This is a genomic window from Methylobacterium currus, assembly GCF_003058325.1.
GTDB lineage: Bacteria > Pseudomonadota > Alphaproteobacteria > Rhizobiales > Beijerinckiaceae > Methylobacterium > Methylobacterium currus.
The window spans coordinates 809,076-829,277 of record NZ_CP028843.1 but is presented as its reverse complement, the minus strand read 5'-3'; the positions used below and the strand labels follow the sequence as shown (position 1 = coordinate 829,277).

Annotated in this window: 17 protein-coding genes; 11 read left to right on the top strand and 6 right to left on the bottom strand. The window is 71.1% G+C overall.

Annotation, left to right across the window (positions count from 1 at the left end; all coding sequences use genetic code 11):
* The first annotated feature begins 55 nt into the window (after nt 1-55).
* Complete coding sequence (locus DA075_RS03770) at nt 56-235, top strand: hypothetical protein (RefSeq protein ID WP_099956385.1); 180 nt, start codon at nt 56-58, stop codon at nt 233-235.
* 11 nt (nt 236-246) lie between these two features.
* Nucleotides 247-1,806, top strand: coding sequence for an OpgD/OpgG family glucan biosynthesis protein (locus tag DA075_RS03765; RefSeq protein WP_099952074.1), 1,560 nt, complete (start codon nt 247-249; stop codon nt 1,804-1,806).
* 273 nt (nt 1,807-2,079) lie between these two features.
* On the opposite strand, the gene DA075_RS03760 is transcribed toward DA075_RS03765, so the two are convergent.
* Nucleotides 2,080-4,614, bottom strand: coding sequence for a glycogen/starch/alpha-glucan phosphorylase (locus DA075_RS03760; protein ID WP_174800051.1), 2,535 nt, complete (start codon nt 4,612-4,614; stop codon nt 2,080-2,082).
* Between the two features lie 710 nt (nt 4,615-5,324).
* Between DA075_RS03760 and DA075_RS03755 the strand changes: the two genes are divergently transcribed.
* The 6 genes from DA075_RS03755 (at nt 5,325) to DA075_RS03730 (ending at nt 13,475) form a co-directional block, all read left to right on the top strand.
* On the top strand, nt 5,325-6,995 hold the full coding sequence (locus DA075_RS03755) for an alpha-amylase family glycosyl hydrolase (protein WP_420813107.1): 1,671 nt from the start codon (nt 5,325-5,327) through the stop codon (nt 6,993-6,995).
* 205 nt (nt 6,996-7,200) lie between these two features.
* Complete coding sequence (gene glgA / locus DA075_RS03750; protein ID WP_099952072.1) at nt 7,201-8,745, top strand: glycogen synthase GlgA; 1,545 nt, start codon at nt 7,201-7,203, stop codon at nt 8,743-8,745.
* A gap of 177 nt (nt 8,746-8,922) precedes the next feature.
* The gene (locus DA075_RS03745; RefSeq protein ID WP_099952071.1) at nt 8,923-9,216 is read left to right on the top strand and encodes a hypothetical protein; all 294 of its coding nucleotides are present in this window, start codon (nt 8,923-8,925) and stop codon (nt 9,214-9,216) included.
* Nucleotides 9,217-9,316: 100 nt separating this feature from the next.
* On the top strand, nt 9,317-9,661 hold the full coding sequence (locus DA075_RS03740; RefSeq protein WP_232386380.1) for an ArsR/SmtB family transcription factor: 345 nt from the start codon (nt 9,317-9,319) through the stop codon (nt 9,659-9,661).
* Nucleotides 9,658-9,831, top strand: coding sequence for a metallothionein (locus DA075_RS03735; RefSeq protein WP_099952069.1), 174 nt, complete (start codon nt 9,658-9,660; stop codon nt 9,829-9,831). Before DA075_RS03740 ends, DA075_RS03735 begins: the two co-directional genes overlap by 4 nt.
* Nucleotides 9,832-9,929: 98 nt before the next feature.
* Nucleotides 9,930-13,475, top strand: a complete 3,546-nt coding sequence (locus DA075_RS03730; protein ID WP_099952068.1) for a PAS domain-containing hybrid sensor histidine kinase/response regulator — start codon at nt 9,930-9,932, stop codon at nt 13,473-13,475.
* Between the two features lie 152 nt (nt 13,476-13,627).
* On the opposite strand, the gene DA075_RS03725 is transcribed toward DA075_RS03730, so the two are convergent.
* Complete coding sequence (locus DA075_RS03725; RefSeq protein ID WP_099952067.1) at nt 13,628-14,254, bottom strand: S24 family peptidase; 627 nt, start codon at nt 14,252-14,254, stop codon at nt 13,628-13,630.
* 147 nt (nt 14,255-14,401) lie between these two features.
* Between DA075_RS03725 and DA075_RS03720 the strand changes: the two genes are divergently transcribed.
* Together DA075_RS03720 and DA075_RS03715 are read left to right on the top strand one after the other, a co-directional pair.
* Nucleotides 14,402-14,749, top strand: coding sequence for a DUF952 domain-containing protein (locus DA075_RS03720; protein ID WP_099952066.1), 348 nt, complete (start codon nt 14,402-14,404; stop codon nt 14,747-14,749).
* Between the two features lie 2 nt (nt 14,750-14,751).
* Nucleotides 14,752-15,825, top strand: coding sequence for a quinone-dependent dihydroorotate dehydrogenase (locus DA075_RS03715; RefSeq protein ID WP_099952065.1), 1,074 nt, complete (start codon nt 14,752-14,754; stop codon nt 15,823-15,825).
* A gap of 90 nt (nt 15,826-15,915) precedes the next feature.
* Here DA075_RS03715 and DA075_RS03710 read toward each other — a convergent pair whose 3' ends face one another.
* From DA075_RS03710 to DA075_RS03695, 4 genes are read right to left on the bottom strand one after another with little or no spacing between them, the layout of a single operon-like run.
* Nucleotides 15,916-16,740 (bottom strand): class I SAM-dependent methyltransferase, encoded by an 825-nt coding sequence (locus DA075_RS03710; RefSeq protein ID WP_099952064.1) that lies wholly within the window; start codon nt 16,738-16,740, stop codon nt 15,916-15,918.
* Nucleotides 16,741-16,786: 46 nt separating this feature from the next.
* Nucleotides 16,787-17,194 (bottom strand): GFA family protein, encoded by a 408-nt coding sequence (locus DA075_RS03705; protein ID WP_244936498.1) that lies wholly within the window; start codon nt 17,192-17,194, stop codon nt 16,787-16,789.
* Nucleotides 17,191-18,564, bottom strand: coding sequence for an MATE family efflux transporter (locus DA075_RS03700; protein ID WP_099952062.1), 1,374 nt, complete (start codon nt 18,562-18,564; stop codon nt 17,191-17,193). Before DA075_RS03700 ends, DA075_RS03705 begins: the two co-directional genes overlap by 4 nt.
* Nucleotides 18,565-18,579: 15 nt before the next feature.
* Nucleotides 18,580-18,969 (bottom strand): DUF6460 domain-containing protein, encoded by a 390-nt coding sequence (locus DA075_RS03695; RefSeq protein WP_099952061.1) that lies wholly within the window; start codon nt 18,967-18,969, stop codon nt 18,580-18,582.
* Between the two features lie 268 nt (nt 18,970-19,237).
* Between DA075_RS03695 and DA075_RS03690 the strand changes: the two genes are divergently transcribed.
* Nucleotides 19,238-20,188: an alpha/beta hydrolase gene (locus DA075_RS03690; RefSeq protein ID WP_099952060.1), complete on the top strand. Its 951-nt coding sequence runs from the start codon at nt 19,238-19,240 to the stop codon at nt 20,186-20,188.
* The last annotated feature ends 14 nt before the right edge of the window (nt 20,189-20,202 follow it).

The window sequence follows — 20,202 nt, the reverse complement described above, 5'->3', positions numbered from 1 at the left end:
CGTGCCCGCATCAGGTTCCCTCAAGACCCGCAGCCTCGTCACCATCCTCAGCATCATGGTGCTGGTCGGCGTCGAGGTGTTCGCGGTGGCGATCGCGGCGGGCTGGGCCCTGGCCGGCATCTTCGAGCTCGGCGACACGATCGGCCACGTGCTGATGGTGCTGTTCAGCCTCTGCGCTCTGTACATCATGGTCCAGCTCTGGCGCCGGGCCACCAGCATCGAGCCGATCCGCTAAGGGCGCCTGCGATGATCGACCGCCGTACGCTGCTTGCCGGCGCCGCGCTCCTGCTCGGCTCCGGCCCCGAGGTGCTGTCCGCCGAGCTGCCATTGGGCAGGCCCGAGGCCTTCGGCTTCGATGCCCTCAAGGCCCGGGTGCGGGAGCTGGCCGGCCGCGCTTACGCCCCGCCGGCGATCCCCGACCGCGACGTGCTCCAGGCGATCGACTACGACGCCCACGGCAAGCTGAAATACAAGCCCGACCACGCGCTGTGGGCCGAGGGCCCGAGCGCCTTCCCGGTCACCTTCTTCCATCTCGGCCGCTACTTCCAGAAGCCGGTGCGGATGCACGTGGTCGAGGGCGGGCAGGCGCGCGAGATCATCTACGATCCGGCGGCCTTCGAGATGCCGGCGGACTCGCCGGCCCGGCGCCTGCCGCCGAATCCGGGCTTCGCGGGGTTCCGCTTCCAGGAAAGCCGCGGCGGCCCGCTCGACTGGCGCCGCAACGACTGGGTGGCGTTCCTCGGCGCCTCGTATTTCCGGGCGATCGGCGAGCTGTACCAATACGGCCTGTCGGCCCGCGGGCTCGCCCTCGACACGGTGATGCCGGACCGGCCGGAGGAATTCCCGGACTTCACCCATGTCTGGTTCGAGACCCCGGCGCCGGATTCCGACACCGTCACGGTGCTGGCGCTCCTCGACGGCCCCTCGGCGGCCGGCGCCTACCGGTTCCGCATGCGCCGCACCAAGTCGGTGGTGATGGACATCGAGGCGAGCCTGCACATGCGCAAGGATGTCGGCCGCTTCGGCCTGGCGCCCCTGACCTCGATGTACTGGTTCTCCGAAACCGCCAAGCCGACGGCGACCGACTGGCGTCCGGAGGTGCACGATTCCGACGGCCTCGCGCTCTGGACCGGCACCGGCGAGCGGATTTGGCGCCCTCTGCGCAACCCGCCCCGCACCATGGTCTCGGCCTTCTCCGACGAGCGCCCGCGCGGCTTCGGGCTGATGCAGCGCGACCGGCTGTTCGACCACTACCAGGACGGCGTCTACTACGACCGCCGGCCCTCGCTCTGGGTCGAGCCGCTCGGCGACTGGGGCAAGGGCAGCGTGCAGCTGGTCGAGAACGCCACCGACGACGAGATCCACGACAACGTGGTGGCGATGTGGGTGCCGGCCGAACCGGCCCGCGCCGGATCCTCGCACGACCTCGCCTATCGCCTGCATTGGGTTGCGGACGAGCCCTATCCGAGCAACCTCGCGCGCTGCGTCGCCACCCGGGAGGGCAATGGCGGCCAGGCCGGCACCGACCGGCCGAAGGGCGTGCGCAAGTTCGTGGTGGAATTCCTCGGCGAGCCCCTGGGCCGGCTGCCTGCCGGGGTGAAGCCCGAGCCGGTGCTGACCGCGTCCCGCGGCACCTTCCCGCTCGCCCGCACCGAGGCGGTGCCGGACGACGTGCCGGGCCACTGGCGGGCCGAGTTCGACCTCGCGGTAACGGGCGCGGAGCCGGTGGAGCTGCGGCTGTTCCTGCGCCGGGGCGACGAGACCCTGAGCGAGACCTGGACGTATCAGTATATTCCGGCGGCGTGATCGAGCGCTGGTGTCCCCGACGCTTTTTCCACTCGTCCCATCTGGGACCTCGCCCTGAGATGTCAGTCGATCAGAGATCGGCTGACCTCGAAGAAGACTTCCAGATCTGTCAGAGAGTACGGGAGCCCTCCTTCGAGGCTCATTGCGGTGCGATCTTCGATCGCCCGCACCTCAGGATGAGGTTGTCGACTGGACGATATCATTGTCCTCTGACGAGAAAGCCCCGCGGCTCGCACCGCGGGGCTTTGTTTTCCATCACACGGTCGGGCGTTCTCAGCCCACCCGCACCCGCCAGATCTCCTCGGCGTAGTCCCGCATCGTCCGGTCCGACGAGAACCACGCCGTGCGGGCGGTGTTGAGGATCGCCGCGCGCCACCAAGTCCGGGGCCGGCGCCAGGCCGCGTCGACCTCGCGCTGGGCGCGCCAGTAATCGTCGAAATCGGCGGTGAGCAGGAAGCGGTCGCCGTGGGTCAGCTCGTCGACGAGGGGCCGGAAGCGGCCCGGCTCCTCGGGCGAGAAGCCGCCCGCGGCGATCAGGTCGAGGGCGCCGCGCAGGCGGGGCGAGGCCGCGATGGCCCGGCCCGCGTAGCCCGGCTCGGCCTTCACCCGCTGCACGCCCGCCGCGTCGAGGCCGAAGATGAAGATGTTCTCCGCTCCGACATGATCCTTGATCTCGATATTGGCGCCGTCGAGCGTGCCGATGGTGAGCGCGCCGTTCAGCGCCAGCTTCATGTTGCCGGTGCCCGAGGCTTCGAGGCCGGCGGTCGAGATCTGCTCCGACAGGTCGGCGGCCGGGATGATCGATTCGGCCAGGCTCACCGAGTAGTTCGGCACGAAGGCGACGGTCAGGCGGCCGGCCACGTCCGGATCGGCGTTGACGCGCTTCGCCACGTCGCTGGCGAGCCGGATGATCAGCTTGGCCTGGTGGTAGCTCGGGGCCGCCTTGCCGGCGAAGAGCTTGACCCGGGGCGTCCAGTCGCGGTGCGGCTCGGCCTTGATCGCCTGGTAGAGCGCGACCGTCTCCAGGATGTTGAGGAGCTGGCGCTTGTACTCGTGAATGCGCTTGATCTGGACGTCGAACAGGGCGTCCGGATCGAGGGTGATGCCGGTGCGGTCCTCGACCACCCGGGCGAGCGCCTCCTTGCGCTCGCGGCGCACCGCCGCGTAGCGCGCCTGGAAGCCGGCATCGTCGGCGAAGGCCGTCAAGCCCTCGAGGTGGCGCGGGTCGTCGAGCACCTTCGCGCCGACCGCCTCGACGGCGAGCCGGGTCAGGCCCGGATTGGCGTTGTGGAGCCAGCGCCGGAAGGTGATGCCGTTGGTCTTGTTGACGATCTTGTCGGTGTCGAGGGCATGGAGCGGCGCGAAGACCGTCTGGCGCATCAGCTCGGTGTGCAAGGCCGAGACGCCGTTCACCCGCCGGGCGCCGAGGAAGGCCAGGTGGCCCATCCGCACCCGCTTGCCGTGGCTCTCGTCGATCAGCGAGACCTCGGCGAGCTGCGCGACCGAGGCACCGTGCTTCGGCACCTCCTCCAGGTGCATCCAGTTGATCAGGTAGATGATCTGCATGTGGCGCGGCAGCAGCCGCTCCATCAGCTCCACCGGCCAGGTCTCCAGGGCCTCCGGCAGAAGGGTGTGGTTGGTGTAGCCGAGGGTCTGGGTGGTGACGTGCCAGGCATCCTCCCAGGACAGGCCGTGCCCATCGACGAGGAGCCGCATCAGCTCCGGCACGGCGATGGCCGGGTGGGTGTCGTTGAGCTGGATCGCCGCGTGGTCGGGCAGCGAGCGCAGGTCGCCGCGCTCGGCGACGTGCCGGCGCACCAGGTCCTGGAGCGAGGCCGAGGTGAAGAAGAATTCCTGGCGCAGGCGCAGTTCCTGGCCGGCCGGCGTGCCGTCGCTCGGATAGAGCACCCGCGAGATCGCCTCGACCCGGGCGCGCTCGGCCACCGCCCCGACATGGTCGCCGGCATTGAAGCGGGCGAGGTCGACGGGCTCGACCGCGCGCGCCGCCCACAGGCGGAGCGCGTTGACGTGCTTGGCGCCCCGGCCGATCACCGGCGTGTCGTAGGGCACGGCGCGCACGGTCTCGGCCGGGCGCCAGATGCGGCGCAGCGTGCCGTCCGGCTGCACGCTCATCGCCACGTCGCCGCCGAAGCCGACCTCGCAGGCGGCGTCCGCCCGCTCGAACTCCCACGGGTTGCCCTCGGCGAGCCAGGTCTCCGGCACCTCGCGCTGGACCCCGTCCTCGATCACCTGCCGAAACAGCCCGTGGTCGTAGCGGATGCCGTAGCCGTAGGCGGGAATGGCGAGGCTCGCCATGCTCTCCATGAAGCAGGCGGCGAGCCGGCCGAGCCCGCCATTGCCGAGCGCCGCGTCGGGCTCGGCGCCCGCCACCGCGTCGAGGTCGACGCCGAGGCCCGCCAGCGCCGCCCGCACCGTCTCGGCGACGCCGAGATTGCCAAGCGCGTCCGAGAGCAGGCGCCCGATCAGGAATTCGAGGGAGAGGTAGTGCACGCGCTTGGGCGGCACGATCCCGGCGGAGATCGCGCTGGCGGCGACCGCGCGGTCGCGCAGGGCCAGCGCCGTCGCCACGAACCAGTCGCGGTCGCGGGCGGTCGCGGGCGTCTTGCCCAGCGCATAGGCGAGCTTCGACAGGATCGCGGTGCGCATCACCGTGACCTCGTCGCCCGCAGGCGCGGCGGGCGCCGCCTGCGGCATCCAGGAGCGCGACGTATCGGCATCCTGCGGGGCTTGCGCCTCCCGCTGAGCCTCTTCGCGCTGGCGACCGGACAGAAGAACTTCGTTCAGCACCTTGGAACCCCCTTCCCTGCCGCAGGTCTTACGGTGCTGCAGCGCGATCTCACGTCGCGTGCTGTGCAGCAAACCTTCGGCCACGGCAGCATCGTGTGGCTGTGGGACGGCGATGTCGAGACGCCGAGACTAAGCTTGAGCACGCGGGACGGCACGTGTTGCTGCCCCGACACGTCTCATGGAAACGAGACTTGATTTTGGCGAAGCGGCCTGAAGCGAGTGTGAACGCTTTCGAGGCCACCCGCAGGCCGGACCTTCGGGTTAGGCAATGCCCTTGGGGAAGGAATAACCGTTAGGGCAGGGTTATGCCAAGAGCCTGACCTTCCGGAGCCTGACCTTCCGGTCGCGGCGCGTCGCTCTTCCGGCGGATCGGCCGCGGATCGTGCCGGCATGGGCGCGGCTGCGCCTCCCTCCCTGCCGACGACGTCATGATGATGTCGTGGCCACCGGTGATGCTGGCGGGCCACGCTTTGGGTTCCGCGCGCGGGAAGGCGGGAACCGGATGCGGCGAGACGGCTTCCCTGCGGGGCGCCCCACGCCGCGGGCGCTCATATAAGGGCGGCCGCCCGGCCGCTCAAGCCCAGTGCCGGCCTCGCCCGGCTCGCTCGCCCGGCTTGGCGGCGCCCTCCGGCGCCGATCGGACATTCCTCGTGCCGCCGATCGTCCCGAAACCGGCGGTCCTCGCCGCGAAACCTGCTCAGGAGCCCAGCATGACCGAGGACGCGAAGCCCGCACACCTGCTGGCGGGTGAGCTGTGGTGGAAGGCGGGAATCGTCTATCAGGTCTATCCGCGCTCGTTCCAGGACACGAACGGCGACGGCGTCGGCGACCTCAGGGGCGTGACCGCCCGGCTCGACTACCTGGCCTGGCTCGGGGTCGACGCCCTGTGGCTGTCGCCGGTCTGCCGCTCGCCGATGGCGGATTACGGCTACGACGTCTCGGATTACTGCGACATCGACCCGCTCTTCGGCACGCTCGCCGATTTCGACGCCCTGGTGGCCGAGGCGCATCGCCGACGCCTGCGGGTGATCATGGATTTCGTGCCGAACCACACCTCGCAAGAGCATCCGTGGTTCTGCGAGGCGCGGTCCTCGCGCGACAACCCGAAGCGCGACTGGTACATCTGGCGCGACCCGGCCCCCGATGGCGGCCCGCCGAACAACTGGATCAGCAACTTCGGCGGCCCGGCCTGGACCCTCGATCCGGCGACCGGGCAATACTATTACCACGCCTTCCTGCGCGAGCAGCCGGACCTGAACTGGCGCAACCCGCAGGTGCGCGCCGCGATGCACGACGTGCTGCGCTTCTGGCTCGACCGTGGCGTCGACGGGTTCCGGGTCGACGTGATCTGGCACTTGATGAAGGACGAGGCGCTTCGCGACAATCCGATGAACCCGGATTACGTGCCGGGCGAGCCCGAGATCAACACCCTCGTCCAGCTCTACTCCGCCGACCAGCCCGAGGTGATGCAGGTGATCGCCGAGATGCGAGCCGTGCTGGACGAGTACGACGCGCGGGTGCTGATCGGCGAGATCTACCTGCCGCTGGAGCGGCTGGTGGCGTATTACGGCGTCGACCTGTCGGGGGCGCATCTTCCGTTCAACTTCCAGCTGATCCAGACGCCCTGGCACGCCGCTTCCGTGGCGCGGCTGATCGCCGACTACGAGGCGGCCCTGCCCGAAGGCGGCTGGCCGAACTGGGTGCTCGGCAACCACGACCAGCCCCGCATCGCCGCGCGGGTCGGCGAGGCGCAGGCCCGGGTGGCCGCCGTGCTGCTCCTCACCCTGCGGGGCACCCCGACCCTCTATTACGGCGACGAGATCGGGCTCGGCCGGGTGCCGATCCCGCCCGAGCGCGTGCGCGACCCCTGGGAGCACAATGAGCCCGGCCGCGGCCGCGACCCGGAGCGCACGCCGATGCAATGGGCGCCGGGGCCGCAAGCCGGCTTCTCCACCGTCGAGCCCTGGCTGCCCCTCGACCCGGCAGCCCAGACCCGCAACGTCGAGGTGCTGCGCGACGATCCGAACTCGATCCTGACCCTGCACCGGCGCCTGATCGCGCTCCGGCGCGACCACCCGGCGCTCGGCATCGGGGCCTACCGGGCAGTGTCCTTGTCCGGCGACGTTCTCGTCTACGACCGCCTGCACGGCGACGAGCTGATCCGGGTCGCGCTCAATTTCGGGCACGAAGCTTGCAAGATCCCAGTGCCCTCCGAACCGGCGAGGGAGGGGCTTGCCTGGGAGGTGCTGCTGTCGAGCGCCGGCGGCCGGCGCGGCGAGGTCCCGCAGGAGGGGCACTTCGCACTTGCGGGAGACGAGGCCCTAGTGCTGATCCGGCGCGCTCCGGCGGCGAACGGCTCGACACACCCTTTACCCGCCTAAGCTCCGTACAGGGCACGGCGCAGCTTCGGGAATCGGCAAGAGACGGCATTTTTTCTTTCTGTTAATCTCTTTTGTCTTGCCGATCCCGTCGATCCTGATATTGTGCAGTGCACTGGAACCAGGGCAGGAATGGCGCGTTGTCGTGGCAGTACGCCGCGGCATCGTCCGATCGCAGTCCGTCCGGCTCGCGGCGTGGGGGCTCTTCATGACATTTCCGGCGTCGGCACGGTCGGCTTCACAGGCGCCGACTCTGCCGTCAGACAGTTCCCCCAGGGGAGCCGTCGAGGCGTTGCGCGGCTCGCTCAAGCCGCGGATCCTCTATGCCACGCCGGAGATGGCCGATTTCGTGAAGACCGGCGGCCTCGGCGAGGTCGCGGCCTCCCTGCCCCGGGCCCTGCGCCAGCACTACGACGTCCGCATCCTGATTCCGGGCTACCGCCAGGTCGTCGACCGCCACCCCGAGATCATGGTGGTCGCGCATCTCGCCGGCAGCGCCGACATGCCTCCCTGCGACCTCGGCCTGATCGAGACCGGCGACGGCCTGCCGGTCTACGTCATCCTCTGCTCGGCCCTCTACGAGCGCGACGGCTCGCCCTACGGCGACCAGGGCATCGATTTCCCGGACAACGACCTGCGCTTCGGTCGCCTCAGCCTCGCCGCGGCGGAGATCGCGCAGGGGATCGATCCCGAATGGCGCGCCGACCTGCTGCACCTCAACGACTGGCAGACGGCGCTCGCCCCGGCCTACCTGGCCTGGCGCGGCCAGCGCGTGCCGAGCGTGCTCACCATCCACAACCTCGCCTATCAGGGCCTGTTCTCGTGGGAGAATCTCGGCCGCCTCGGCGTGCCGGAGAGCGCCTTCCAGATCGACGGGGTCGAGTTCTACGGCAAGCTGTCCTTCCTGAAGGCCGGCCTGTTCTACGCCTCGCACGTCACCACGGTGAGCGAGACCTACGCCCACGAGATCACCACGCCGGAATTCGGCTGCGGCCTCGACGGGCTCCTGCGCACCCGCGCCCACCAGGGCCGGCTCGCCGGCATCCTCAACGGCATCGACGAGAGCTGGGATCCCCGCACCGATCCGCACCTCGCCACCCGCTTCGAGCCCGATGACTGGAAGGGCAAGCGCGCCAATGCCGACGCGGTGCGCACCCGCTTCGGCCTCGGCGTCTCGCGCGGGCCCCTCTTTGCCATCGTGTCGCGGCTCGTGCACCAGAAGGGCGTCGACCTGACGCTCGCCGCCGCCGAATCGATCGTCGCCGAGGGCGGCCAGCTCGTGGTGACCGGCCAGGGCGAGCCGCGCTTCGAGGCCGCCTTCCTCGACCTCGCCCGGCGTCATCCCGGCTCGGTCGGGGTGCGGGTCGGCTTCGAGGAGACCGACGCCCACCGGATGTTCGCCGGCAGCGACTTCCTGCTGATGCCGTCGCGCTTCGAGCCCTGCGGCCTCGCCCAGATGTACGCCCAGCGCTTCGGCTCCCTGCCGATCGCCCACCGCACCGGCGGCCTCGCCGACACGGTCGAGGACGGCGTCACCGGCTTCCTGTTCGGCGAGTCCTCGCTCAAGGGCCTGAGCGGCGCGATCCGCCGCGCCTTCGACGTCTTCGCCTCGAAGCGCCGCCTCGGCGCGATGCGCCGCAACGCCATGGCCCGCGAGTTCGGCTGGGACAGGGCTGCCGACGGCTATTCCTCGCTCTATACCCGCGTCGTCGGCAACGGGGCCGACCTGATGCGCGGCCGCGCGGCGGCCTGAACCGGCTTCCGCCTCCGACACGCGCCACCATCGACCCCGCGGTGCCGACGGCATCGCGGGGTCGATCGCGTTCGGGCGCCGCAGTGGCACCACCGAATGGGGCGGCAGACGGCCGTGCCGCCACCAGGCAGAGTGCGGGCTGCGGGGCGGCGCGCCCGGGCAGCCAGGGAGTCGGGGATGAGGGCGATGGTTGCGGCAGCCCTGCTCGGCGCGCTCTGTGTCGAATCCGCTTCCGCCCTGCTCGCGCAGGGATCGGACGACGTTCCGGTGCAGCGCGATCTCCGGCGCGAACGGCGCCTCGAGCGCCGGCTTCAGGACGGCCAGCCTCCCGCCTTCGACCCGAATGTCACCCCCGACAACCCGGACGGGGTCGTGGGGTTCGACGGACCGCCAGGCCTCTTCGACGACAACGACGTCGAGGAGAGCGGCCCGATGGCGCCGGGGTCGCCGGCCGATCTCGACGACGACTGAGCCTCGCGGTTCCGGCGTCCCGCCGACCCTGCCGCCCTTGACATCTGCCCGTGCGTCACAACACATGAGCATGTGTTCATGTGTTGAAGAGAGAACGGGCGTGCGGCTCCTGTCCCCGGAGCAGGTCGCGGACGTGGCGGAGGTCTTTCGGCTCCTCGGCGAGCCGAACCGCCTGCGCATCGTGCTCGCCTGCCTGGAGGCGGACCGCACGGTCGGGGAGATCGGCGAGGGCCTCGGCCTGTCGCAATCGCTGACCTCGCATCACCTGCGCCTGCTGCGGACCGCCCGCATCCTGCGCGCGATCCGCCACGGCCGGCACGTCGCCTACGCGATCGACGACGATCACGTGCGCGACGTGCTGCGCAACATGGTCGCCCATCTCACCGAGCCGCACGATCACCCCCACCCCTCCCACGACAACGCCGAAGAGGAACCGGAACCATGACCAGCACCACCGCCGAGACCGTGAAATGCGCCTGCGAGGACTGCGTCTGCGTGGTCCCGGTGGCGAAGGCCGTGTCCCGCGACGGCAAGGCCTTCTGCTGCGAGGAATGCGCCGAGGGCCACCCCCACCACGCCGGCTGCGACCACGCCGGCTGCACCTGCCACGGCTGAACGAGAGAGCGGGGTCGCGCTTCGGCCCCGACATGCTCTAAACCCCCGCATACGAGCAAAGCCCGGGCCCCCGCCCGGGCCGGGGATGGATTTCGCCGATGATCGCGGGCTGGACGGTGGTGCTGGCGGCCCTCGTCTATATCTGCGCCCTGTTCGCAGTCGCTCATTGGGGCGACGTGGCCGGGCGGACGCTGATGCGCGACGCGCGGGTGCGGCCGACGATCTACGCCCTGTCGCTGGCGGTCTACTGCACCTCCTGGACCTTCTTCGGCTCGGTCGGCCTCGCGAGCCATGCCGGCCTCGATTTCCTCACCATCTATGTCGGCCCGGTCCTGGTGGTGGGCTTCGGCTACCGGCTCGTCGCCCGGGTGGTGCGGATCGCCAAGGCCCAGAACTCGACCTCGATCGCCGACTTCATCGCCGCCCGCTACGGCAAGAGCGAGCGCATCGCCGCCCTGGTCTGCCTGATCGCGGTGGTGGGCGCGGTGCCCTACATCGCCCTGCAATTGCGGGCGGTGGCGGCCTCGCTCCAGGTCTTCCTTCGCGCCACCGACGGGGTCGGGGCACCGGCCGGGATGCTGGGCGATCTCGGCCTGTTCGTGGCCCTGGTGCTGGCGGGCTTCGCGGTCGCCTTCGGTACCCGCCATGCCGACGCCACCGAGCACCAGGACGGACTGACCCTGGCGGTGGCGCTCGAATCCCTGGTCAAGCTGCTCGCTTTCCTCACCGTCGGCGGCTTCGTGGTCGGGTGGATGCTGGGCGACCTGCCGGAGGCCTCGAGCGCGGTGCACGGGGTCGGGGCGCTGGTCGGGCAGACCTCCGGCCCCGCGACGCTGATCGTCCAGACCCTGCTCTCGGCGGCGGCGGTGCTGCTGCTGCCGCGCCAGTTCCACATGGCGGTGGTGGAGAACCGGTCGGTCGCCGATGTCGGGCGGGCGGCCTGGACCTTCCCGCTCTACCTCGTGCTCATCAACCTGTTCGTGGTGCCGCTGGCGCTCGCAGGACTCGCCCTCTTCCCGGAGGGGACCGTGCAGCGCGACATGACGGTCCTCGCCCTGCCGCTGCACGAGCGGGCCGACGGCATCGCCCTCATCGCCTTCATCGGCGGCCTCTCGGCGGCGACCGCGATGGTGATCGTCGAGTCGGTCGCGGTCGCGATCATGATCTCGAACCACCTCGTCATCCCGGTGGCCCTGCGACGGCGCAACCTCGTTCCGGGCGCCGCCCCCTCCCCCGAACCCGGCGCGCCGGATCTCGGCGGCTACGTGCTGGTGGTGCGGCGCGTCGCCATCGTGACGGTGGTGCTGGTGGCCTATGCCTATTCGCGGGTCGCCGGCGAGGTGGCGCTCGCCTCGATCGGGCTCCTGTCCTTCGCGGCGGTGGCGCAGATCGGCCCGGCCTTCGTCGGCGCGCTCTACTGGGGCCGGGGCACGGGCTTGGGCGCCGCGGCGGGGCTGATCGTCGGCTTCACGGTCTGGCTCTACACCCTGCTGCTGCCGAGCCTCGTGACGGGAGAGGGCTGGGCGGCGACGTTCATCACCGAGGGTCCGTTCGGCATCGCGGCGTTGAGCCCGACGGGGCTGATGGGCCTCGACGACGTTCCCCGCCTCGTCCACGGCACGCTGTGGAGCCTCGGCCTGAACACGCTGGCCTACATCGCCTTCTCGCTTCTGCGACCGCCGAACGCGATCGAGCGCCTGCAGGCCGAGGCTTTCGGCCAGGTCTCCGGCCTCGACGAGGCCGGGCTCGTGGCGCCGAGCTTCCGGCTGTTTCGCAGCGCCGTGACCTTGGCGGAGCTGCGCGCCACGGTGGCCCGCTTCCTCGGCGAGGAGCGGGCGGTGCGGGCCTTCGAGGAGTTCGCGCAGGCGCAAGGCCGCGGAGCCCTGGCCGACGACGCGATTGCGGGCCTGCCCGAACTGCGCCACGCCGAGCACCTGCTCGCCTCGGCGATCGGCGCCTCCTCGGCCCGGCTCGCCCTGTCGCTGCTCCTGCGCAGGCGCAACGTCTCGCCCAAGGCGGCGCTCAAGCTCCTCGACGATGCCTCGGCGGCGTTCCAGTACAGCCGCGACATCCTCCAGCACGGCCTCGACCACGCCAAGCAGGGCATCACGGTCTTCGACCGCGACATGAAGCTGATCGTCTGGAACCGCGCCTTCGCGGATCTCTACGACCTGCCGCCGGACATGATCCAGACCGGCATCGGGCTGGAAGCGATCGTGCGCTTCAATGCCGGCCGCGGCGCCTACGGGGCGCGGGACGCCGACACCCTGGTGCGGGAGCGCATCGCCGCCTTCCGGCTCGAATCCGGGCCGCAGCGCCTGCGGCTGCATCCGAGCGGCCGGGTGATCGAGATCCGCGCCAACCTCCTGCCCAATGGCGGCGTGGTGGCGACCTATACCGACGTGACCGACTCGGTCGCCGCCGAGGAGGCCCGCACCCGCCTCAACGAGGAGCTGGAGACCCGGGTGCGCGAGCGCACCGAGGAGCTGACCCGCCTCAACGCGGCGCTGACCCGCGCCAAGGCCGAGGCCGAGGAGGCCAACGCCTCGAAGACCCGCTTCCTCGCGGCGGCCAGCCACGACATCCTCCAGCCGCTCAACGCCGCGCGGCTCTATGCCAGCGCGCTGGTCGAGCGCGACCGGGGCACCGACCCGACGCTCGCCGAGAATGTCGACGCCTCCCTCGACGCCGTCGAGGAGATCCTGACCGCCCTGCTTGAGATCTCCCGCCTCGATACCGGGGCGCTCAAGCCCCAGCTCTCGATCGTGCGGGTGTCGGAGCTCTTTCGCCAGGTCCAGCGCGAGTTCGGCCCGCTGGCGCAGGAGAAGGGCTTGAGGCTGACCGTGATGCCCTCCTCGCTCGCCCTGCGCTCCGACCGGCAATTGCTGCGCCGGCTCCTGCACAACCTCGTGTCGAATGCGATCAAGTACACGCCGGAAGGACGCGTGCTCGTCGGCGCGCGGCGGCACGGCGACCGGGTGGTGCTGATGGTGCTGGATACCGGGCTCGGCATCCCGGCCGCGCAGCAGAAGCTGGTCTTCCGCGAGTTCCAGCGCCTCGACCAGGGCGCGCGGGTCGCCCGCGGCCTCGGCCTCGGCCTGTCGATCGTCGATCGCACCGCGCGGCTCCTCGACCACCCGGTGAGCCTGGCCTCGCGGCCCGGCCGCGGCTCGGCCTTCTCGGTCGCGGTGCCGGGCGCTCCCTTGCGGCCGGTGGTCGAGGCGCAGGGCGAGGCGCCGCGGCCGGCCACCGTGCCGCTCGCCGGATTGACGGTGCTCGCCGTCGACAACGAGCCGGCAATCGTCGACGGGATGCGGGTGCTCGTCGGCAGCTGGGGTTGCGCGCTGCACACCGCCGGCTCGCTCACCGAGGCCCTGGCCCTGGTGCTCGGCGGGTCCTTGCGCCCGGACGTGATCGTGGCCGACTATCACCTCGACCAGGGGACCGGCCTCGACCTCATCGCGGGCCTGCGGGCGGCGCTCGCCGCCGACATCCCGGCGGTGCTCCTCACCGCCGACCGCTCGCCGGGCGTGCGCGACGCCGCGAGCGCGCAGCGGGTCCAGGTGCTGAGCAAGCCGCTCAAGCCCGCCGCGCTCCGCGCCCTGCTGACCCGGTGGCGCAACCAGCGGGTGGCGGCGGAATAGCGTCTGATACCGCCGCGCCTGAGAGCGCATTCGTTCGGAGGCGCGGCGGTATCAGACCGTTGATCCAGCTCGAATTTTCGACGCCAAGCCAAGGGCTTGGCGACGATTCGGGAACGGAGCCAGAGGTCGTTGTCGACGACCGTCGGTCTGAATTAGTGCCGCACCCACATCACCCGGGCCATCCAGGCGATCTCCGAGGCCAGGACGATCCGGTCCGGCTCGCCGGGGACCGGCCCGCTCAGCTCGGCGGCCCGGGCGGTGCGCCGCTTCAGCTCGGCGACCATGATGCCGCCGTCGCCCAGGCACGTCACCACCCGGTCGCCCCTGCGGATCGCCGCGGTGGGGGAGACCACCAGCACGTCGCCGTCGCGGTAGAGCGGGGCCAGGGCGCCATCCCGGACCTCGATGGCGAAGCAGCGCTCCTGCCCGAGGCCCGGCAGCTCCACCTCCGCCATGGGGCTGCCGTTGCCCGGCAGGCCGTTGGCGCCGATATGGCCCGCCGCCCTCTCGCTGCCGATCAGCGGCACCGCGATGCGGGCCTCGGCGTCCCGCGGCTCGATCAGGCGCAGGAAGTCGTCCAGGGTGGCGCCGGTGGCGGCCAGGATCTTGGCGACCGATTCCGTCGAGGGCCAGCGCTTGCGCCCGTCGGGGCTGACCCGTTTCGAGCGGTTGAAGCTCGTCGCGTCGAGCCCGGCGCGTTTGGCGAGGCCCGACGCCGTCAAGTTGTTGCGCTGCGCAAGGTGATCGATGGCGGACCAGATTCGGTCATGGGACAGCATGGGGGCCTGGCCTGAGGCGGTGGGCGTTCACCACCGAACTAACAAATGTAAACTACCGAACCTTCGCCGAAAGGCAACGGGCGTTGCCGGCTCGCCCCGGCGCGGCTATCGCTCGCCCGCACCCCGCCGAGGAGGCCTGCGGCGCCCATGATTCTCATCTACAAGATATGCCCGGCAGCCCTGTGGCGTGAAGCCGAGGTTGCCGGCCGGTTCGACGGCGCGCCGGTCGATCTGGCCGATGGCTTCATCCACTTCTCGACGGCCGCCCAGGCCCCCGAGACGGCGGCCAAGCACTTCTCGGGACAGGATAATCTTCTCCTCATCGCGGTCGACGCGGAGGCGCTGGGAGAGGCCCTGCGCTTCGAGCCCTCCCGCGGCGGCGCCCTGTTTCCGCACCTCTACGGCCCGCTGCCGCTCTCCGCCGTCCGGAGCGTCGCACCATTACCCGCCGGACCCGGTGGAATCCATATTTTTCCAAATTTAACAGGGGCTTGATCTTGCTTTCGACCGTCTTCCCACTCGTCCGCCCCCTGTTGCACGCCCTAGATCCCGAGACTGCCCATAGCTTGACTGTTAGGGCAATCGCGCAGCTTCCCTTACGGGATCCGCCGGCCGATGACCCTCGCCTCTGCGTAACGGTTATATCGAGAACTTTTTCCAACCCGATCGGTTTGGCGGCGGGATTCGACAAGGGTGCGCAGGCGCCGGACGCGCTGCTCGGCCTCGGATTCGGCTTCGTCGAGGTCGGCGGCGTGGTGCCCCGGCCGCAGCCGGGCAACCCGCGCCCACGGGTCTTCCGCCTGCCGGAGGACGGAGCGGTGATCAATCGCTATGGCCTCAACAGCGAGGGGCTGGCGGTGGTGCGGGCGCGCCTCGAGGCCCGTCGTGGCCGGCCGGGGATCGTCGGGGTCAATATCGGGGCGAACAAGGACTCGACCGACCGTCTGGCCGATTATGTCGCCTGTACCCGCGGCCTCGCCGGCCTCGTCGACTTCATCACCGTCAACGTCTCCTCGCCCAACACCCCGGGCCTGCGCGATCTCCAGGGGGAAGCGTTCCTCGACGACCTGCTCGCCCGGGTGGTGGCGGCCCGGGATGAATCCTCGCCGGGCACGGCGATCCTCCTCAAGATCGCCCCCGACATCGGCCTCGACGGCCTCGACGCGATGACCGCCACCGCGCGGCGCCGCGGCGTCGATGCCCTCGTCGTCTCCAACACCACCGTGGCGCGGCCGGCAAGCCTCGCCGGGGCGGCCAGGGGCGAGACCGGCGGCCTGTCCGGCCGGCCACTCTTCTCGCCCTCGACCCGGCTCCTGGCCGAGACCTATCGGCGGGTCGGGACCGCGCTGCCGCTGATCGGCGTCGGCGGCGTCGACTCGGCGGAGGCCGCCTGGACCAAGATCCGGGCCGGTGCCAGCCTGGTCCAGCTCTATTCCGCCCTGATCTATGCGGGTCCCGGCCTCGTCGGGGAGATCAAGACCGGGCTTCTGCGCCGGATGGAGGCGGAGGGCATCACGAGCCTGGCGGGCGTCGTCGGGCGCGACGCGGCGGAGCTGGCCCGCTCGGCGTGAGGCACGGGCCGAGTCGAAGCCCGCGCCCGAACCCTCCCCCGCAGAGGGGGGAGGGTTCGGGCGCGTCTTTCACATCGTTCGCCCGTCGGCTCACAATTCCGGGTTCGTCGGTTCCGTCCGCCGCGCCACCACGGTGTAGCAGAGCCGCTTCTGCCCGAGCAGCAACTGCCGGTGATAGGTCACCGCCGATTCGCCGAAGCCCAGGATCGCCAGGAGCTCCTGCATCGTGGTCGGGGCAATGGTCCACCAGGCGTCGAAGCGGATCCGTTGGTCGGTGCGGGGCAGGAGGAAGAGCGGCAGCCCGATGCGGCGCGGCAGGTAGCGCAGGAATTGCAGCGATTTCGGCAGCATCTCGGTCACCACGACGGTCTCGCGGGTGAGCCGAAGGGCACCGTGCAGGGCCCGGAACGGGTCGCGCAGGCGCGCCAGCGCGTTGCCGAGGACCGCGACATCGACGGGACCGATCGCCTCCGGCACGTCGTAGAGCGAGCCTCCGGCCCGGCGCGCCCGGGAGTTCAGCGCAGCATGGGAGTACCAGTAGGCGTTCTCGAACCGGCGCAGGTGGTTGCGGATCTCCGGCGCGATCACGGCGCGCTCGAAATCCGGATACGGCACCATCTCCCAGCAGGCGTCGCCAGCGAAGTCGTAGGACACGACCTCGGCACCGCGAGCCTCCATGGCGAAGCCGAGGAAGCCGCTGGTGGCACCGAAATCGAGCGCGCGCTTGCCCGCCACCGCGACGTGGCCGAGGTAATCGTCGAGCCCGGCCCGCAGGTCCCAAGCCCCCGCCATGGTGCCGTGGCCGGGCAGGTCGATGGTATGGTTGAAGGCGCAGGTCGCCGGATCGTCGACCGCACGGGGCGGAAGGTACGACGCATCGGTCTCGAGCTGAGCGGTCGGGTCCGCCATCGTCATGCGGGATCGTCTCGTGCGGCGGCGGAACGGGAATTCGATGAGGGCTTCAGGACCCGCGCGCCTGCGGGTAGCAGGGCAGCCCAGGTGGCAGGGCGACCCAGGACAGGCGGCGCGAGACCCAGACATGGTCGCGCGGCGGAAAGCGCTCCGGGTCGTCGAGGCTCGCGAGGGTCAGGTCGATCTCGTCGGGCAGGTCATCGGCCCGGTAGGCGAGCGGCGTGCCGCAGGACGGGCAGAAGGCGCGCTCGGCCCGTGGGCTGGAGCGGAACCAGGCCGGATCGGCCGTGACGCGGCAGGAATCCCGCCGCACGGTGAGCCAGCCGACCATCGGCGCGCCGGTGGCGCCGCGGCAATCGGCACAGTGGCAGACGGTGACGTTCCGGGGCTTCCCTCGCGCCTCGTAGCGCACCGCGCCGCACCGGCATCCGCCCGAGATCACCGCATCCATGCTCATCGCGTCGCCTCCGTCAGGGGGCCGACCCGCGGCTGCGGGAAGGCGCCGGCCGCGAGCCGCGGGTAGAGCACGGCCTGGCCGAGGCCGCGGGCCGCCAGGAAGGTCAGCATGGCGAGCCACAAGCCGGTATTGCCGAGCTCACGCGTCGCCGCCAGCATCGCGGCGTCGACCGCCAGCGCCGCCAGCATCAGGTTGCGCATCGCCCGGGTCCAGGTCGCCCCGATATAGACCCCGTCGAACGCGAAGGCGGCCGCCGCCGCGAGCGGCGTCAGGGCGGCGTAGACGAGGAAGTCGCGCGCGAAGGCCCGCACCTCCGGCGCGGTGGTGATCGCGTCGATGAACGGACCGCCGACGGCGAGGAACAGGCCGGAGACTGCGAGCCCGAAGCCGAGGCACCAGCCTAGGCAGAGGCGCACCGCACCCCGGAAGGCGCCCTCGTCGCGGGCGCCGAGCGCCTGGCCGCACAGAACCTCCGCGGCGGTGGCGAAGCCGTCGAGGAAGAAGCTGCCGATCAGGAAGAGGTTCTGGAGGACGGCATTGGCCGCCAGGGTCACGTCGCCGGCCCGCGCTCCGAGACCGGTGAACAGCGCCAGTGCGGTGATGAGCGCGAGGGTGCGCACCATCACGTCGCCGTTGACGGAGAGCATCCGGGCGAGGCCGGCACGCTCGACGACCTCGGCGACGGGCACGCGCCACGGCCGGGAGCCGAGGCGGTGCAGCACGGCGAGCCCGAGGGCGGTGCCGGCGATTTCCGCCAGCACGGTCGCGAGGGCCGCCCCGGCGACCCCGGCGCCGAGGCCGAGGACGAGCAGGAGGGTGAGCGCGACGTTGACGGCGTTGATCGCCACCTGCAGGCCGAGGCCGAGATCGGTGCGGCCGCGCCCGAGGGTCGAGCCGAGGATGGCGTAGTTGGCGAGCGTGAAGGGGGCGCACCAGATCCGGACGGCGAAGTAGGCGGCGAGTGCCTCGGTCACCGCCGGGCTGGCGCCGAACAGCCGGAAGGCCGCCGCCCCGAGCGGGCCCTGCCCTGCCACCATGGCGAGGCCGACCGTGAGCGCCACCGCGAGCGCCCGGGCGAGGGTCCGGTCGATCTCCGCGCGATCGCCGGCCCCGGTCGCCTGCGCGGTGAGGCCGGCGGTGGCCATGCGCAGGGCTCCGAAGGTCCAGAACAGGTAGTCGAAGACCACGGCCCCGAGCGCCAGCGCCCCGAGCAGGGCCGCGTCGCCGAGCCGCCCCACCGCTGCCGTCCCGACGAGGCCGAGGAGCGGCGTCGTGACGTTGGCGAGCGTCATCGGCAGGGCGAGCGCGAGGATGCGGCGATGCGTGACCTCCGGCCTCGCGCCGGGCCGGATCGGGGCGGCGTGATGCATCGATCCGGGCTCCGGTCAGCGGCCGCGGGCGAAGAGGCGCGAGAGGAACCAGAGCGGCACCACCACCACGGCGCCGGCGACGAACCAGCGGCCGGCATCGTGGAAGGTGTCGAAGCCCAGCGCGATCAGCGCGTGGATGGTGTCGTAGGCCTGGGCGAAGAGCAGCCCAGGCGTCACCCCCATCATCGCCATGCCGGCGCCGACGAGGAGCGAGAGGAACACCAGCCGCACCAGCACCGCCCCCGGCGAGCCGCCGAGGAAGCGGTGCAGGTTCGACGGCCTGTCCCGGTATCCCGGATCGTGGCCGCCGGAGCCCTGACCGTAGGGATCCTGCCCGAAATCGCCGCTCCCGCGGGGGCCCGGACCTTGCCCGCCGAAGGGGCGTTGGAATCTCTGCTCGCTCATGCTTCCTCGCGGCCCTGCCGTGGCGGATAGACGGTCAACCGTGACGCGGCGCAACCCAAGCGTTGCGGGATTGCCACATCCCGGACGAAACCCTGCGTGGCCTGACGCATTGCACCGTTTGGCAATCCGGACCTGAGATGGCAACCTTTGCGGATTATCCCAAGATACCCGGTGTGCCATACCGGGCTGGACGGTGGCCCGCCCGCAACCCCGAGACGCTCCGCCGCCCGCGCCGGCGGCGCAGCGCCACGAGATTGATACCCCGAGCATGATCGACCACGCGCTCTTCGACCCGGCGAAAGCCGACCCCGAGGCCGAGCGGCTGAACCGGGAGATCATCGCCGCCCAGGCCCAGGCGCCGGATCCCTGGTCCATGCCGGTGGAGGAGGTGCGCGAGCGCCGCCGGCGCGGCAGCTTCGCCTATCCGGCGATGCCCCGCAGCGCCCGGGCGGAGACGATCACGATTCCGGGCCCCGGCGGGCCGTTGGCCCTGCGGGTGATCCGGCCGCAGCGGAAAGCCCGGGGCGCCTACCTGCACATCCATTCCGGCGGCTGGGTCTGGGGCGCCGCCGACGAGCAGGATCCCTGGCTCGAGCGCATCGCCGAGCGCTGCGGCTTCGTCTGCGTCTCGGTGGGGTACCGGCTGGCGCCCGAGCACCCCTACCCGGCCCCGATCGACGATTGCGAGGCGGCGGCGCTCTGGCTCTACCACGAGGGCCGCAAGCTGTTCGGGGTCGAGGCGCTGACCATCGGCGGCGAATCGGTCGGCGCGCATCTGAGCGTGATGACGCTCCTGCGCCTGCGCGACCGCCACCGGCTGCCGAAGGCGTTTCGCGGCGCCAACCTGTTTTCGGGCCTCTACGACCTCGGCGTCACCGCGAGCGCCCGCAACTGGGGCGAGGAGCGCCTGGTCCTCAACTCCACCGACATACGCCGCTTCGCCGACGGCTTCGTGCCGGAGGGCGTGGCCCGGCGCTCGCCCGACGTGTCGCCGCTCTATGCCGACCTCGCCGGCCTGCCCCCGGCCCTGTTCTCGGTCGGCACCCGCGATCCCCTCCTCGACGACACGCTGTTCATGTCGATGCGCTGGGCGGCGGCCAACAATGGCGGCTACACGTCGGTCTATACCGGCGGCTGCCACGTGTTCATCCGCTACAACCTCGCCATGACCCAGCGGGCCCTGGAGCTGATCGAGCGCTTCCTGATGGCCTTGGCGTGAGGAACCGGGCGTGA

Bases quoted from the DNA above. Each gene is read 5' to 3' on its own strand.
- DA075_RS03710 (WP_099952064.1), bottom strand. From the start codon at position 16,740: ATGACGATGGCGGACCCGACCGCTCAGCTCGAGACCGATGCGTCGTAC.
- DA075_RS03725 (WP_099952067.1), bottom strand. From the start codon at position 14,254: ATGCTGTCCCATGACCGAATCTGGTCCGCCATCGATCACCTTGCGCAG.
- DA075_RS03745 (WP_099952071.1), top strand. From the start codon at position 8,923: ATGAGGGCGATGGTTGCGGCAGCCCTGCTCGGCGCGCTCTGTGTCGAA.
- DA075_RS03695 (WP_099952061.1), bottom strand. From the start codon at position 18,969: ATGAGCGAGCAGAGATTCCAACGCCCCTTCGGCGGGCAAGGTCCGGGC.
- DA075_RS03700 (WP_099952062.1), bottom strand. From the start codon at position 18,564: ATGCATCACGCCGCCCCGATCCGGCCCGGCGCGAGGCCGGAGGTCACG.
- DA075_RS03735 (WP_099952069.1), top strand. From the start codon at position 9,658: ATGACCAGCACCACCGCCGAGACCGTGAAATGCGCCTGCGAGGACTGC.
- DA075_RS03705 (WP_244936498.1), bottom strand. From the start codon at position 17,194: ATGAGCATGGATGCGGTGATCTCGGGCGGATGCCGGTGCGGCGCGGTG.
- DA075_RS03755 (WP_420813107.1), top strand. From the start codon at position 5,325: ATGACCGAGGACGCGAAGCCCGCACACCTGCTGGCGGGTGAGCTGTGG.
- DA075_RS03730 (WP_099952068.1), top strand. From the start codon at position 9,930: ATGATCGCGGGCTGGACGGTGGTGCTGGCGGCCCTCGTCTATATCTGC.
- DA075_RS03770 (WP_099956385.1), top strand. From the start codon at position 56: ATGGTGCTGGTCGGCGTCGAGGTGTTCGCGGTGGCGATCGCGGCGGGC.
- DA075_RS03720 (WP_099952066.1), top strand. From the start codon at position 14,402: ATGATTCTCATCTACAAGATATGCCCGGCAGCCCTGTGGCGTGAAGCC.
- glgA (WP_099952072.1), top strand. From the start codon at position 7,201: ATGACATTTCCGGCGTCGGCACGGTCGGCTTCACAGGCGCCGACTCTG.
- DA075_RS03765 (WP_099952074.1), top strand. From the start codon at position 247: ATGATCGACCGCCGTACGCTGCTTGCCGGCGCCGCGCTCCTGCTCGGC.
- DA075_RS03690 (WP_099952060.1), top strand. From the start codon at position 19,238: ATGATCGACCACGCGCTCTTCGACCCGGCGAAAGCCGACCCCGAGGCC.